The 14,543-nt window shown below is 64.4% G+C and carries 14 protein-coding genes and 1 tRNA gene; 12 read left to right on the top strand and 3 right to left on the bottom strand.

The window, feature by feature from the left end; all coding sequences use genetic code 11:
* Positions 1–60: 60 nt before the first annotated feature.
* Positions 61–143, bottom strand: a tRNA-Leu gene (locus QRN51_RS03205).
* A 363-nt stretch (positions 144–506) separates the two neighbouring features.
* On the opposite strand from QRN51_RS03205, the gene QRN51_RS03200 reads away from it, so the two are divergent.
* The 7 genes from QRN51_RS03200 to pknB are packed head-to-tail and all read left to right on the top strand — an operon-like array spanning position 507 to position 10,075.
* Complete coding sequence (locus QRN51_RS03200; RefSeq protein ID WP_284988580.1) at positions 507–1,250, top strand: FHA domain-containing protein; 744 nt, start codon at positions 507–509, stop codon at positions 1,248–1,250.
* Positions 1,251–1,255: 5 nt separating this feature from the next.
* Positions 1,256–1,738 carry an FHA domain-containing protein FhaB/FipA gene (locus tag QRN51_RS03195; protein WP_059390255.1) on the top strand — a complete coding sequence of 161 codons (483 nt, stop codon included), beginning with the start codon at positions 1,256–1,258 and terminating at the stop codon, positions 1,736–1,738.
* Between the two features lie 3 nt (positions 1,739–1,741).
* Positions 1,742–3,478, top strand: a complete 1,737-nt coding sequence (locus tag QRN51_RS03190; protein ID WP_284988578.1) for a PP2C family protein-serine/threonine phosphatase — start codon at positions 1,742–1,744, stop codon at positions 3,476–3,478.
* Positions 3,475–4,842 (top strand): FtsW/RodA/SpoVE family cell cycle protein, encoded by a 1,368-nt coding sequence (locus tag QRN51_RS03185; protein WP_059388888.1) that lies wholly within the window; start codon positions 3,475–3,477, stop codon positions 4,840–4,842. The genes QRN51_RS03190 and QRN51_RS03185 overlap by 4 nt, the downstream gene beginning before the upstream one ends.
* Positions 4,839–6,296 carry a penicillin-binding transpeptidase domain-containing protein gene (locus tag QRN51_RS03180; protein ID WP_059388886.1) on the top strand — a complete coding sequence of 486 codons (1,458 nt, stop codon included), beginning with the start codon at positions 4,839–4,841 and terminating at the stop codon, positions 6,294–6,296. Before QRN51_RS03185 ends, QRN51_RS03180 begins: the two co-directional genes overlap by 4 nt.
* Positions 6,293–8,104, top strand: a complete 1,812-nt coding sequence (locus tag QRN51_RS03175; RefSeq protein ID WP_284988576.1) for a protein kinase domain-containing protein — start codon at positions 6,293–6,295, stop codon at positions 8,102–8,104. Before QRN51_RS03180 ends, QRN51_RS03175 begins: the two co-directional genes overlap by 4 nt.
* Before the next feature lie 6 nt (positions 8,105–8,110).
* Entirely contained in the window at positions 8,111–10,075 is a 1,965-nt protein-coding gene (pknB, locus tag QRN51_RS03170) for a Stk1 family PASTA domain-containing Ser/Thr kinase (RefSeq protein ID WP_502870842.1), read from the top strand.
* Here pknB and QRN51_RS03165 read toward each other — a convergent pair.
* Positions 10,072–10,713 (bottom strand): aminodeoxychorismate/anthranilate synthase component II, encoded by a 642-nt coding sequence (locus QRN51_RS03165; RefSeq protein ID WP_059388885.1) that lies wholly within the window; start codon positions 10,711–10,713, stop codon positions 10,072–10,074. The genes pknB and QRN51_RS03165 overlap by 4 nt on opposite strands.
* A gap of 170 nt (positions 10,714–10,883) precedes the next feature.
* Complete coding sequence (locus QRN51_RS03160) at positions 10,884–11,744, bottom strand: class E sortase (protein WP_502870841.1); 861 nt, start codon at positions 11,742–11,744, stop codon at positions 10,884–10,886.
* A gap of 178 nt (positions 11,745–11,922) precedes the next feature.
* On the opposite strand from QRN51_RS03160, the gene QRN51_RS03155 reads away from it, so the two are divergent.
* From QRN51_RS03155 to QRN51_RS03135, 5 genes are read left to right on the top strand one after another with little or no spacing between them, the layout of a single operon-like run.
* Positions 11,923–12,174, top strand: coding sequence for a cell division protein CrgA (locus QRN51_RS03155; RefSeq protein WP_059388883.1), 252 nt, complete (start codon positions 11,923–11,925; stop codon positions 12,172–12,174).
* Between the two features lie 42 nt (positions 12,175–12,216).
* Positions 12,217–12,726, top strand: a complete 510-nt coding sequence (locus QRN51_RS03150) for a methylated-DNA--[protein]-cysteine S-methyltransferase (RefSeq protein ID WP_284988574.1) — start codon at positions 12,217–12,219, stop codon at positions 12,724–12,726.
* Positions 12,726–13,232 carry an RNA polymerase sigma factor gene (locus QRN51_RS03145; protein WP_284988573.1) on the top strand — a complete coding sequence of 169 codons (507 nt, stop codon included), beginning with the start codon at positions 12,726–12,728 and terminating at the stop codon, positions 13,230–13,232. Before QRN51_RS03150 ends, QRN51_RS03145 begins: the two co-directional genes overlap by 1 nt.
* A complete protein-coding gene (locus tag QRN51_RS03140) occupies positions 13,229–13,849 on the top strand; it encodes a methylated-DNA--[protein]-cysteine S-methyltransferase (RefSeq protein WP_284988572.1) in 621 nt (206 codons plus the stop codon). The genes QRN51_RS03145 and QRN51_RS03140 overlap by 4 nt, the downstream gene beginning before the upstream one ends.
* Positions 13,846–14,541 carry an alpha-ketoglutarate-dependent dioxygenase AlkB family protein gene (locus QRN51_RS03135; RefSeq protein WP_284988571.1) on the top strand — a complete coding sequence of 232 codons (696 nt, stop codon included), beginning with the start codon at positions 13,846–13,848 and terminating at the stop codon, positions 14,539–14,541. Before QRN51_RS03140 ends, QRN51_RS03135 begins: the two co-directional genes overlap by 4 nt.
* The last annotated feature ends 2 nt before the right edge of the window (positions 14,542–14,543 follow it).

Below are 14,543 nucleotides of genomic sequence, written 5' to 3'. Positions count from 1 at the left end.
GGAGTTCGGTGAGTTAAACAAAGGAACCCCGGTCAGAGACCGGGGTTCCTTTGAATTGCGTGCGCGAGGGGGGATTTGAACCCCCACACCCTTTCGGATACTGGCACCTGAAGCCAGCGCGTCTGCCGTTCCGCCACTCGCGCGCAACTTTCTTTCGCCCGGGCCGTACCAGGTTTCCCCGGCCTCACCCCTGCGAAAGCAGCGAGATCAAGCATAACGGACAACCTGTTGAAAACGCCAATCGACCCGGGACGGGGCCGTAAAACCCTGGGACGCCACGGATTGCCGGTCCCCCAGATGATGCGGAAATCACGCGAGAAGCATCCCGGAATGATGCAGCCCGGCGAACTTTTCCAGCGTTCCGGCCGTTGTGGAATAAGGCCATTCACAGTCTTGCCCAGTAGTATCGGGGTTGAAGACAGGCTTCCTGCGTGCGCTCCGGCCACTGCGGGGATTCGTCTTGGCTACTGATACTGCCGGGTCAACGAAGCGGAAGGAGAAGGACCATGGGCTTGCTTGACAGGGTTGAGCGTGGCATCGAAAAGGCCGTCCGAGGCGTCTTCTCCACCGGGTCGCGGGCGCGGGTGGAGCCGGTGGAAATCGCCAGCAAGCTTCGCCGTGAACTGGACAACAAGTCCATCACCATTTCAGCCGGCCGAACATTGGCACCCAACGTTTTCGACGTTCTCTTGAGCGATGAAGACTTCGCGCGCGCCCAGGACTGGGGAACTCCCCTGGCCGAAGAATTGTGCGACGTCGTCATCCAGCACGTGCGCAGCCAAGGTTACATTCTGCAGGGTCCCGTACGGATCTCCTTCCGTCACGACGATGCCCAGCGCGAAGGCCATTTCGAGATCACGTCCCGCACCGAGAAATCCGGCGGGGCTGCCGCGCCCGTTGCTCCCCGGCCCGTTGTGCCCGCCGCTCCGAGCCGCGAGCCCACACGGCTCCAGCCTGTCCTGGACATCGGCGGACAACGCTATTCCCTCAACGCGCCTTCCATCGTGCTGGGCAGGTCATCCGAAGCCGACATCCTGGTGGACGATACCGGCGTCTCCCGCAAGCACTTGGAAATCCAGACGGCAGACGGAGTCATCCGCGCCGTCGACCTCGGTTCCACCAACGGAAGTTACGTCAACGGCCATAAAGTGGACGGCAGTGTAGAACTTACTGACGGATCCACCATCACCATGGGACGGACCAAGATCATCTTCAGACTTCTCCCCCAGCCCTCTGGTGGGCGCCCGTGAGCGACATCAGCGAACTGACCATCACCGCACTCCGCTTCGGCTTCCTGCTGTTGCTCTGGATACTGATCTTCAGCATCGTCTCGACCATGCGTCGCGATCTCGTGATCGGCCGCAAGGCAGCCATGGGAACTCCGACGGCGCGCGAAGTACGCAAGCATCCGGAGCTCGCCCCGGCGCCGCCCCAGCCCGTGAAGCAGCAGGCGCACCAGCTCGTCGTCGTCGAGGGCCCGCTCAAGGGCACCACGCTTCCTTTGGCCGCGAGCCCCATTCTGCTGGGCCGCGCACAAGAGGCCACCTTGGTCCTCGAGGATGATTATGCTTCGGGCAGGCACGCGCGCTTGTTCCCCCAGGGCAGCCGATGGTTCATCGAAGATCTTGGCTCCACCAACGGCACCTACCTCGCCGATCAGCAACTGACCCGAGCCCTGCCGGTGGAGCTTGGCGTCCCCGTGAGGATCGGCAAGACGGTCATCGAATTGAGGGCGTAGCCCATGGCTTCCCCCCAGCCTTCCGAAGGCAAGGCGCTGCCTCCGGAGCTCCCCCTCATCATGCGTTACGCGGCGCGGTCCGACGTCGGGCGTGTCCGCTCGAAGAATGACGACTCCGCATATGCCGGCCGGCATCTTGCCGTCGTCGCGGACGGCATGGGCGGGCACGCGGGCGGGGACGTCGCCTCGGCATCCACCGTGCTGGACATGATCCACCTCGATCACGATTCCTACCCGGACGGCGCGGAAACAGTCCTCGCGGACGAAATCCAGACTGCCAATTCCCTCCTCTCCGAACTCGTCCACGTAGACCCGAAGCTCGCGGGCATGGGCACCACGGTCACCGCCCTGCTGCTCGAAGGCAGGCGGCTGCACTTCGCGCACATCGGCGATTCCCGCGCCTACCGCCTGCGCAATGGCAAATTCGAGCAAATCAGCGTGGACCACACTTTCGTGCAGAGGCTGATCGACGAAGGCCGGCTGCGCCCCGAGGAAGCCGAAACCCACCCGCACAAGAACGTCCTCATGCGCGTCCTGGGCGACGTGGACGCCAGCCCCGAGCTGGACCTCGACGAGCTCGACGTCGAACCGGGCGAACGCTGGCTCCTCTGCTCCGACGGCCTGAACTACGTCCAAGGCGCAGTCGTGGAGCAAGTAGTCCGCGAAACCAAGGACCTCGCCGAATGCGCCGAGCTCCTCATTGAGCTCACTCTCGCCAACGGGGCTCCGGACAATGTCACCGTGGTGCTGTTGGAAATCGTGGAAGAGACCCGCGATAACCTCAGCACGGCCGCCGTCGACGTCGTCCCGGAAGCGCAGGTGCCGCCGAAAGCGGCCGATCCCGCGAAGTCCGCACCGAGCAAGGACAGCTCGCACGGCAGCGATGCGGCGGCCCCGGCCAAAAAATCCGGAGCCAACAGCCCCGCGGCCGGCGGGGTCACGCCTGCCGTAGCGCCGCCGGAAACAACGTCCGACGCCGGGCCATCCGCCGCCGCGGAGCCCGCAGCGCCGCGTCCTGTAGCGGGTTCCGCAAAACCTGCCGGGACCACCGAGCCTCCGACGGCGACAGACCCGCACCTTGGCGAGCACCTGTCGGCGGAGATCCTCCGCGAAGAGCTCGCAAGCCGTCCGCACGAGCTGGTCGGGGCCGCCGCGACCGCGGCCGATACGGGTTCGATCCCGACCATAGCCGGACGCAGCGTTGCACGCCGGGCTGCCACGGTGCTGACCCACAAGGCCGAACAGGACCGCCAGGATCCGCAACCGCTTGTCGCCCGGAAGCGGCGCTGGTTGACGCCGGCCATTGCCGCCGTCTTGGCCATCTTCGTGGTCGCCGGGCTGTGGCTCGGCTATGCGTGGACGCAGACTCGCTACTACGTCGGTGAATTCAATCAGCACGTCGCAATATTCAACGGCATTTCGCAGAGCCTGGGCCCGTTCCAGCTCTCGAAAGTCGAGGCCACGACGAACATCCGCATGGATTCCTTGCCTGAATTCACGCAACAAGTCGTTCGCCAGACCGTTCCGGCGCGGGATCTGGCCGATGCCCAGCAGATTGTGAAAAACCTTCAGGAAAAGGGCACCACCGGGCTTCCAGTCACATGCCCCACAGGCACGGCCAAACCGACGGCGAGTCCCTCGCCCACAACAGGCCCCACGCCGGCGAGCCCGAGTCCCTCGAACCGGCCAACATCGTCGCCGACGTCCACGGCGGTCCCTACGTGCGCGGTGTCCCCATGATCCTGGCCACCACCACACCCAGGCCGCGCCGCAACGTCGAGCTCGTCCTGCTGGTCCTTGCCCTTGCTGTGGGAATCGGCGCCAGCGCCATGGTCGGGCTCAACAGTCCGGCCGCGTTCGACGCCGATTTCTGGTTCCAGTCGAGTCTCTTGATCGTGGCGGCATTCGCTTTCCACATGATCCTCAGGTTCCGCGCGAAATATGCCGATCCGATCATCCTTCCGATCGTGGTTGCACTCAACGGCTTGGGACTGGCCCTGATCCATCGCATGGACCAGCCTGGCGAGGACACGGGAAACAACCAGTTGCGCTGGACCCTCCTGGCCATGGCCGTGTCAATCGTTGTGATCTGGTTCCTCAAGGACCACCGCATCCTTCGCCGCTTCACCTTCATCTCGCTGGCGGCCAGCGCGGTTCTCCTTGTATTGCCGCTGGTTCCCGGAATCTCCGCCGGCGAGGTGCTGGGCGCGAGCGTCTGGATCCGGATCGGTCCCATGACTTTCCAGCCAGGCGAAATCGCCAAGATTACCCTGGCTATATTCTTCGCAGGCTATCTTTCCTCCAACCGGGACCTCATCCTGCTTGCCGGCCGCAAAATCGGTCCCATGCAATTGCCGCGCTTCAAGGATCTTGGCCCCATGATCACGGCTTGGCTCGTGAGCATCGGCATCCTCGTGTTCCAGCGGGACCTCGGCACCTCGATCCTTTTCTTCGGCTTGTTCATCGTCATCATCTATGTGGCAACAAGCCGGATCAGCTGGGTAGTCATCGGCGTCGCACTGATCCTGGGTGGCGGATTCCTGGCGTCCAGGTTCTTCTCGCACGTCGCGTTCCGCCTGGACAGCTGGTGGAACGCCTTCACCCCGGAAGTCTTCGACCGGTCCCCGGGCGGCAGTGGACAGATCGTCCAGGGCCTCTTCGGCATGGCCGACGGCGGCCTCGGAGGCACAGGGCTCGGACAAGGCCGGCCGGATCTGGTGCCGTTCGCCAACAGCGACATGATCGTGGCCCTCATCGGTGAGGAACTGGGACTGATCGGTCTCTTTGCCGTCGTGATGCTCTATATGCTGCTCTTCACCCGGGGGTTCCGCGCTGCTCTTGGCGCGCGGGACGCGTTCGGCAAACTCTTGGCTTGTGGCCTGTCCTTTGCCATAGCGCTGCAGTGCTTCGTGGTGATCGGCGGCGTCACCCGGCTGATCCCGCTGACCGGACTCACCACTCCATTCCTTGCGGCAGGCGGTTCCTCCTTGCTTGCCAACTGGATCATCGTGGGCTTGCTGCTCATGATTTCGAACACCGCGCGCGGCCCGGTGGACACTACGCCCATTACCCATGCCCCCACAGAGGCGGTGCAGACCTCATGAACCATTCCATACGCAATGCGTGGATGGCGGCAGTTGCCATGTTCGCCCTCCTCTTTGGCGCGATCAGTTATGTCCAGGTCATTGGCGCCGGCGACCTCAACGACAATCCGTGGAACCAGCGCGCTGTCCTGGCGAACTACTGCAACGACCGCGGTGCCATCATCGTGGGCGGCAAGCCAATCGCCGAATCCGTTGCCGGAGACGAAACCTGCAAGTACCAGCGCAGTTACGCCCAGCCGGAGCTTTATGCGGGGATCACGGGATACTTCTCCAGGACCTATGGGTCCACCGGGCTTGAGCAACAGCTCCGGGATGAACTGGCTGGCAGCTCCGACCAACTCTTCCTGGACCGTGTGAGCCAGATTTTCCTTGGGAGCCAGCCGAAGGGCGCCTCGGTGGAATTGACCCTTGATCCCGTGATACAGAAGCTCGCCTACGACCTCATTCCTGACGGCCAGCGCGGCTCGATCGTCGTCACCAATCCGAAGACGGGCGCCATCATCGCGATGGTCTCCAAGCCGTCCTATAACCCCAACCTGATCGCCACGCACGATCCTGCCAAGGAGAAGGCCGGTTACGACCAAATCAACCAGGTCCCCGGCATCAACCTGAACCAGTCCGTGAGCGGACCCACCGGCGAGCTGTTGGCGCCCGGTTCAGTGTTCAAGCTCGTCGATACGGCGGCAGCATTGAGCTCCGGGAAGTACAACAAGGACAGCGTCCTGCCGAACCCGGACAGTCTGCCGTTGCCCGGTTCCAGCGCCTCGCTGCCCAACTATGCCGGGGGCAACTGCTCCACCCGCAACACCGCCGATTTCGCTTTCGCCCTGGAACAGTCATGCAACACGCCCTTCGCCAGCATTGCCCTGGACCTGGGCCAAAACGCGATCGCGGACCAGGCCAGCAAGTTCGGCTTCGGACAGGATTTCGGGGACCAGCTCAAGCTGCAGTCCGCGGTCAGCGTCTTCCCCAAGAACCTGGACCAAGCAGCGCTGGCCCAGTCCGCCGTCGGGCAGCGTGACGTCAGGGCCACTCCGCTGCAAATCGCCATGATGACCGCCGCTATTGCCAATAAGGGCGTCCAGATGAAGCCGAACCTCATCAAGACTGTGCGGGCACCTGACCTGCGTGTCATCAGCGAGCCCAAGGCCGAGGCGCTGCGTACTTCCACCACGCCCGATATCGCCAACCAGATCACGCAGTGGATGACCGACGTCGTGTCCCAGGGCATTGCGAGCGGCGCCGCAGTGCCGGGAGTCCAGGTGGCCGGCAAGACCGGTACCGCGCAACTCGGCGATTCAGGCTTGAACAACTCATGGTTTACCGGGTTCGCCCCGGCCAACGACCCGCAGGTAGCCGTCACCATTGTCATGGAAGGCGTTGATGTGTCTACCGGCGCAAAGCTAACCAGTCCGAACGCGAAGAAGATTTTTGAGGCGGTGTTGAACAAGTGAGGCCTACGTCAGGAATCACCCTCGGCGGCAGGTTCCAGCTGACCAGTCGCATAGCGATTGGCGGCATGGGAGAGGTCTGGAGGGCCAAGGACCAGATCCTTGGCCGGATCGTCGCCATCAAGGTACTCAAAGAGGAATACACGGGCGACCCCGGGTTCCTCCAACGTTTCCGCGCCGAGGCCCGCCACACCGCGTTGCTCAATCACGTGGGGATCGCCAACGTCTTCGATTACGGAGAGGAAGACGGCTCCGCCTACCTGGTCATGGAATTGGTGCCGGGTCAGCCGCTGAGCAGCATCCTGGAGCACGAGCAGGTCCTTTCACCGGACCGCACCCTGTCCATCATTTCCCAAACCGCCCGGGCGCTGGCCCCTGCACATGCCCAAGGGCTGGTACACCGGGACATCAAACCGGGCAACCTCCTGATCACGCCGGATTTCCGTGTCAAGATCACCGACTTCGGTATCGCCCGCCTCGCCGACCAGGTTCCGCTCACGCAGACCGGCCAGGTCATGGGTACGGCGCAATACCTGGCTCCGGAGCAGGCCACGGGACAAACAGCCACAGGCGCCTCGGACATCTATTCCCTGGGGATCATCGGCTACGAGTGCCTTACAGGGCACCGTCCTTTTTCGGGAGAATCCCAGATCGCGATTGCGCTGGCCCAGGTCAACGACGCCCCGCCGCCGCTGCCTGAAAGCCTGCCCACCCCCATTCGCGCCCTGCTGATGTCCATGCTCGCCAAGGATCCGAAGAACCGTCCCGCGGATGCCATCAAGCTGGCCGAAGCCGCGGAAGCGATCCGCGCTGGCGATATCGCAACGGCACACGCGGCCGTCCCGGGGATGTTGCTGTTCGAATCCGCCACGGGCCCTATCACTGCCCCTACGGACATTGCCACCGCGCCCACCGGCATCGTCACCTCGCCCTACGGCAGGGAAGCACGGTCGACGTCGACGTCGGCGCTCCCGGTGATTGGCGCCGCCGCCGCGGGAGCCGCTGCGGTGGGGGCTGCCGCCGAAGGTGGAAATCCGCTGGCCCGTGCCAATGCCCTGGCCGCCGAACGCAGCTTGGATCAGGCCGACGAGCACAACGCGTACATCCATGAAGAAGAGGAGTACCAGGAGCAAGAGCCGCCGCGGAAGAAACGCAGCCCGTGGACGTGGCCGCTCATCGCGCTGATCGTGCTCGTGTTGCTCGCCCTGGTGGGGGCGCTCCTGACCCAGTCAGGGTTGTTCTCGCCGAGCAGTCCAGCACCGGCTAGCACCACTCCTCCGTCCCGGGTCTCGAGCGCACCGCCAACCTCGGCAAGTCCGAGCCCCACGGAAACCTCGGCCACCCCGACGCCCACTACGTCCACCCCGGATACCATCAACCTGATCCCGGAGCAGTACAAGGGACAGCCGTACGACAAGGTGCGCTCGGACCTCAATGCACTCGGCCTCGCGGTCAACGGAGTCCAGGTCTTCGATCCATCCACGCCCGGCACTGTCATCGACATCAATCCTTCCGGCCCGGTGGCCAAGGGATCGACCATCACCGTCAGCTACTCCAAGGGACCGCAGATGGTCACCGTGCCGACCATCGGCAAGGGAGCCACCGAATCACAAGTACAGGCCGCTATCGAAGGTGCGGGCCTGCGCTGGGTCACTGGAGCCACCGTTGACGGAGCAACCGGCCAGGCGCCGGGAACATTCGTCAGTTCCGATCCCGCGGCCGGGCAGAAAGTACCCGCCGGGTCCGTCGTGACCTATCACTTGTCCAAGCCGAACTCGAACCCGTCTCCTTCCACTAAGACCACCCCGTAGGACACCATGCCAACCGGACGCTCTACACCTGCCCACAGAGAGGACAGCACTCCAATGACATCCCAGCGCGTCCTCAACGGGCGGTACGAACTCGGTGAATTGCTCGGCCGTGGTGGCATGGCCGATGTCTACAAGGGCGTCGACACTGTTCTTGGACGAACCGTGGCGGTAAAACTGCTCCGCGCCGATCTCGCCCGTGATCCGCAGTTCCACGCCCGTTTCAAGCGCGAGGCGCAGGCGGTGGCGGCCTTGAACCATTCCTCGATCGTCGCTATCTACGACACGGGCGAGTACACGGTGTCCGGCGGGCCGGGCGAGGACGTCCGGGTCCCATACATCGTCATGGAATACGTGTCCGGCCGGACTGTCCGCGACCTGATCCGTGCCAAGGAACTGGACATCGATCAGGCCATCGAGTTCATCCTTGGGGTCCTTGCCGCCCTGGAGTACAGCCACAAGGCCGGGATCGTCCATCGCGATATCAAGCCGGCCAACGTCATGGTGACCGGAGAGTCAAACGACGTGAAGGTCATGGACTTCGGAATCGCACGGGCGATGGCCGATTCCGCGGCAACCATGACCCAGACGCAGGCCGTGGTTGGTACTGCCCAGTACCTGTCGCCCGAGCAGGCCCTCGGCGAGACCGTGGACGCCCGCAGTGATCTGTATTCCGCGGCGTGCCTCCTGTTTGAAATGCTGACGTCCCGTCCTCCGTTCACGGGAGACAGCCCTGTCTCGGTGGCCTACCAGCATGTCCGCGAGATCCCGGAGCCCGCCAGCACCTTCAATCCAGCCGTTTCAGAGGCACTCGACAGTGTTCTGGCCAAGGGCCTGCAGAAGAATCGCGCCGATCGTTTCCAGGATGCGGCTGCCTTCCGGCGGGCCTTGCGTGCGGCCAAGAACGGCGTTGCGGTCCCGGCCCTGGCCGCCGGCACCCCAACGGACGTCACGGAGGCGGTGCCGTTGACGCAGCCGATTCCGGAAGGCGGCTTGGCGCGCGGCCTGGTGGGCGCCGAAGTCCTGGACAGCACCCTGAGCGGAGGGCCGGAAAACGGCCTGGCCGCCGGCGGCCAGGACATGCTGGCCCGGGAGGCGGCGGAGTCTGAGGCAGAGCACGACGGCGCCATGCCGCTTGGGTTCGCCCCTGAACGCGAGCGGACCGCCCGGCAGAAGTCCCGCCGTCGTGCGTGGACCGCAGTGGTTGTTATTTTGGTGCTACTGGTCTTGGCCGGCGGCGGATTCTGGGTGTACAGCACGGTGAACCAGAAGCCGACCCCGCCCCCGTTGATCGCGGTACCGGCGGTGGCCGGCATGAGCGAGGCCACGGCGTTGCAGACGCTGTACGGCGCCAATCTCAGCCCGGAGTCGCACCATGTCCCGGATGACAAGGTCCCCAAGGGGACTGTGATCAGCACCGACCCTGGCGTGGGGTCCCAAGTGGCGCCGAAATCGCAAGTCATGCTGAACGTTTCTGACGGGCCGGTCTCGGCGACTGTCCCTGCAGGCCTGAGCGGGCTCACCGAGGCCGCTGCACGCGACCTCCTGCGCCAGGCCGGACTCGTGGGTGGGTCGAGTACCTTGGCCAATAGTGCCACCGTTCCCGCGGGCTCCGTCATCAGCACCAAGCCGGCTTCGGGAGCTGTAGTGGGCGTGGGCAGCACCGTCGACCTGGTGGTGTCCACGGGCAAGGTAGCCGTGCCTCAACTCGTCGGTTTGAGCGAGGCTGATGCAGAAGCGCTGCTCAAGGCGAACGGCCTGGCCATCGCGGTCACCGAACAGGAGAACTCGCAAGTAACCCCTGGAAAGGTGACGGGCCAGGGCGATGCCTTCAATTCCCTGGTAGAGCAGGGCAAGACCATCAGCGTGATTGTCGCTAAGGCTCCAGCCCCGCCCCCGAGTCCCACCCCGACCCCCACGCCGTCGCCTAGCGACACCAAGGGCGGCGGAGGCCTGGGCGGACTAGGCGGCTAGCGCTGGATCAGCGGACTCAGGGTGGCAGCACGGGCGGCCGCCCCGGACATTCCGAGTGATTCAAGCCAGTTGCCCAGCATGAGGTAGCCGCCTTCGGTGAGCACCGATTCCGGGTGGAACTGCACCCCGCACAACGGCGCCGAACGATGCTGCAGGCCCATGACAACCCCGCTGGCGGTTTCGGCCGTGATTTCCAGGACGTCGGGGATGCTTTCCCGGACAGCCGCGAGGGAGTGGTACCGGGTGGCCGTCACCGGCGAGGGCAGACCGGCGAAAACGCTCTTGCCGTCGTGCTGCACAGGTGAGGTCTTGCCGTGCATCAGCTCCGGGGCATGAGTGACAGTCCCGCCGTAGGCCTCGGCCAGCGCCTGGTGCCCAAGGCAGACCCCGAACATCGGCTTGTTGTTGTCTCCGCACCATTTGATCAATTCAATGCAGACGCCGGCTTCGGCGGGAGTCCCGGGGCCGGGGGAGATCAGCACGCCGTCGCGCGCGTCCGCCAGCTCGATCGCTTCGGCGAGAGTGACGTCGTCGTTCCGGACCACTGTGGTTTCCGCGCCGAGCTCCTGCAGGTAGCCGACCAGGGTGTAGACGAAGCTGTCGTAGTTGTCCACGACGAGGATTTTTGTTGTGCTCATGGCTGCTGTGCTGAACCAATCGTTGAGTCGGTGAAGGTAGTGAATTGTGACATCCAGGGGAAGAGGAACTGGACCATCAGGACAAGCGCGCATGCCACGAGTGCCGCTGATGTCAGGATACGCACCCAGAGGGGTCCCGGGAGGTGGCGGAAGATCCATCCGTACATGGCTTAGCCCTTTCCGGCCGTCTGGGCGACTTGCTTGGCGATGTCCTGCGGCGGCCCGGCTGATGCCGGCTGCCAGCTTTCCAACAAGGAGTAGGCGATGATGCGTTCTTGCGCACCGAAGCGCGGATTGCAGCTCGTCATGGTCAGGTAGCTTTCGGTGGGCGTCGCACCTGGTTGTGCGGGGACCGGCAGAAGGACGTCCGTCCGCGAGGGCAGCACGATCTGGTTGTTGCGGAAGACATACGTGTAGTAGCCGTCTTTGGTCTGCACGTAGATTTTGTCGCCCGGAACCAGGAGGTGGATGTTGTCCAGCACTGCGCCGTGGGTCTGGCGGTGGCCGGCGACGGCGAAGTTGCCAGGGGCTCCGGGCATGCTCGTGGTTCCGTAGTGGCCGAGGCCCAGCGTATCCAGGATGTCGGAACCGGTGCCCTCGATGATGGGCCGCGAATAATCCGCGCCGAATCGAGGGATGTACATGATGCCGATCATGCCGCCGTGTTCGGGAGCCTCGGCAACCACGGGCTTCCCGTAGTCGGGCCGTGCAGCAGGGTTGGCAGGGACAACGGGTGCCACCGGTCCCGCGAAACTCTTGGCAAAACCCTGGACGGCCTGGCTTTGCTTGGCATCGGCTTCGACGTTGGTCCACCACAGTTCCCACGCCACAAAGAGCAGCAGGATAAGTCCGGCGGTGACGAGCAACTCGCCCACGACCTGGACGATCTTGCGCACGATGTCCCCCGTGCTTGGCCGTCCCTTGCGCCTCGCCGGGCGCGGCTTGTGTCCCGCGGGACCGGAACCCTCCGCGCCGGTTCCTGTGCCGTCGTCCGGCACGGCAGCGGCTTGCTGCGTCTGCTGCTGCGCCACTGGATCTCCTCTTTGCAGGCGCGGATGCCCGACGACGAGCAGCCCCCGAAATCCGGCTAGACTTGACTGCTAGAACGAACCCCGGAATTGCCGCGTGCGCGTTGACCGCTGGAATTTTCCTTCCTGCAGGATATCAAGCCGGCGCGCGGCCTTTCATTCAGCCGGCCAAGGAGGAACCGTGCCCGAGTCCAAGCCCCGCAAGAGGGCCGCCCGCCCCACCGAAGCGGCCACCACGCAGCAGTACAAACCGAACCCCATCTGGTACAAGCCAGTCATGTTCGGTCTCATGATCATCGGCCTGCTGTGGATCATCACGTTCTACATCACCAGCGGCCAGCTTCCCGTGCCTGCATGGGCGTCCTGGAACATCGTGGCGGGCTTCGGCATCGCGATCGTCGGCTTCCTCATGACCACGCGCTGGCGCTCCTGAGCGGCGACCTCACATTTCGGCCGCCTGCAGCGTCTACCAGACATGACCACCAGGCACACAACCATTGATTCCCCGCTGGGCCGGCTCACGCTGACTGCCCAGGACGATCTGCTGACCGGCATTTTCTTCGAGGATCATTGGCATATGCCGCCATCGGAGTTCTTCGGTGAGGCCGTACCGGCTGAGGATCCCTTGTTCCAGCAAACCGCTCTTGAACTGGGCGAGTACCTGGCTGGCGAGCGGACCGTGTTCGATGTCCCGTTCAAGGCTTCAGGGAATCCTTTCCAGGAGCGGGTCTGGGCAAGACTCGAAGAAATTCCGTACGGGGAAACCGTCAGCTACGGGGAATTGGCCACTGAACTGGGCGATCGCAACCTTTCCCAGGCCGTCGGCTCGGCAGTCGGCCGCAATCCGCTGAGCATCATCATCCCGTGCCATCGGGTTGTGGGGCGCGACGGGAAGCTCACCGGTTACGCCGGCGGCCTCGACAACAAACGGTTCCTCCTGGAACTGGAAGAACCAGCGGCGGCAAAGGAAAGCAAGCTCTTCTAATGGAGCCCAAGAAGCCGTTCGAGCTGGTGGTCCGCGAGCACGGACCCACGGTCCTGCGCGTGTGCCGCGCGGTGCTCGGCGACCATGACGCGGAGGACGGCTGGTCCGAGACTTTCCTCTCTGCCTTGAAGGCCTACCCCGAACTGCCGGCGGGTGCCAACGTCCAGGCCTGGCTCGTCACCATCGCCCACCGCAAGTCCATCGACATCGTCCGCTCCAGGAACCGCCGGCCGGTTCCCGTGGACGAACTGCCTGTGCGACCGTCCGGACTCGGCATCCCCGGCGACGGTCGCCGGGAGGTGCTCGACGCCGTCGGGCAGCTTCCGCCGAAACAGCGCCAAGCTGTGGCATACCACTACCTCGCCGGGCTCCCGTACAAAGAAGTCGCCGGGCTCCTCGGCGGAAGTCCCGACGCCGCGCGCCGCGCGGGAGCCGACGGCGTCAAGGCGTTGCGCACCATTCTCCTCGACAGCTCCTTGAGCTACGTGAAAGAAGAAACCCCATGACCATCCACCACGACGATCCGGACGTCTCCGAGCTGCTCGCTCCCCTCGAATCCGCAGAACCGGCCATCATGCAGCGGCTCCACGACCGCCTCGCAGCGGCTGCAGCGGAGCAGCACACGCTCGATATTGCCTACCGCACAGTGGATTCCCCGATCGGCAAACTGCTCCTCGCCGCCACGGAACGCGGCATGGTGCGCGTGGCGTTCGAAGTGGAAGACCACGACGCCGTACTGCAGCTCCTCGCGGAAAAACTCAGTCCGCGGATCCTTTTCTCGGCGAGCCGCCTGGATCCGGCTGCCCGCGAACTGGACGAGTATTTTGCCGGGACCCGGCACCAATTCGACCTCCCCCTGGATTTCAGCCTTTCGCGCGGGTTCCGGCTCAGTGTCCTGGAACATTTGCCGCAGATCGCCTACGGCCATACGGAAAGCTACGCGCAAGTGGCCTTGGCGGCCGGAAGCCCGCGAGCCGTGCGCGCCGTCGGCACCGCTTGCGCCACCAACCCGCTGCCGGTGATTGTGCCTTGCCACCGGGTGGTGAAATCCGATGGATCGTTCGGAAACTACCTCGGCGGCACGGAAGCCAAGCGCGCCTTGTTGGCTCTCGAGGCAGCATGAGTTCCGGGTGGACGGAACCGCTGTTTCCCCTTGAGTTGCCGGACGCGCCCGACGCCGGTCCCCGGGTGATCGCGCCCGGCGCGGTGCACGTTCCGGGCTGGCTGAGCCTTGAGCAGCAGCGGTGGATAGTGGCCCGCTTCGAAGAGTGGACGCGGGGTCCCGTCCCCTTGCGTGCCGCCGTCCTTCCCGGCGGCCACCCGATGTCCGTACGGACAGTCTGCCTCGGCTGGCACTGGCAGCCCTATCGATACACACGCGAGGCCTTTGACGTCAACGGGCGGCGGGTCCTCGACTTTCCTGACTGGATGGTGCGCCTAGGCCGCAAAGCAATGTTGGAGGCGTACGGCGACGCCGCCGAAGCCGCCAGGTATACGCCGGACACCGCGCTGGTGAATTTCTACGACGAGACCGCCAAGATGGGGATGCACCAGGACAAGGACGAAAAGTCCCGGGCCCCCGTGGTGTCCCTCAGCATGGGAGACAGTTGCCTCTTCCGCTTCGGAAACACGGAGACGCGCACCAAGCCGTATACCGACGTCGGGCTCTCCTCAGGAGACCTCTTCGTGTTCGGAGGCGCTTCCCGTTTTGCGTACCACGGAGTCACCAAAGTCCTCTCGGGAACGGCTCCTGAAGGTTGCGGGCTGCCGAGGGGGCGGATCAACATCACCATGCGCGTCACGGGAATGTCGTAGGA

The sequence above is a fragment of the Arthrobacter sp. efr-133-TYG-120 genome (assembly GCF_030209785.1).
Taxonomy (GTDB): Bacteria; Actinomycetota; Actinomycetes; order Actinomycetales; family Micrococcaceae; genus Arthrobacter.
This window is presented reverse-complemented; position numbering and strand designations above follow the sequence as displayed.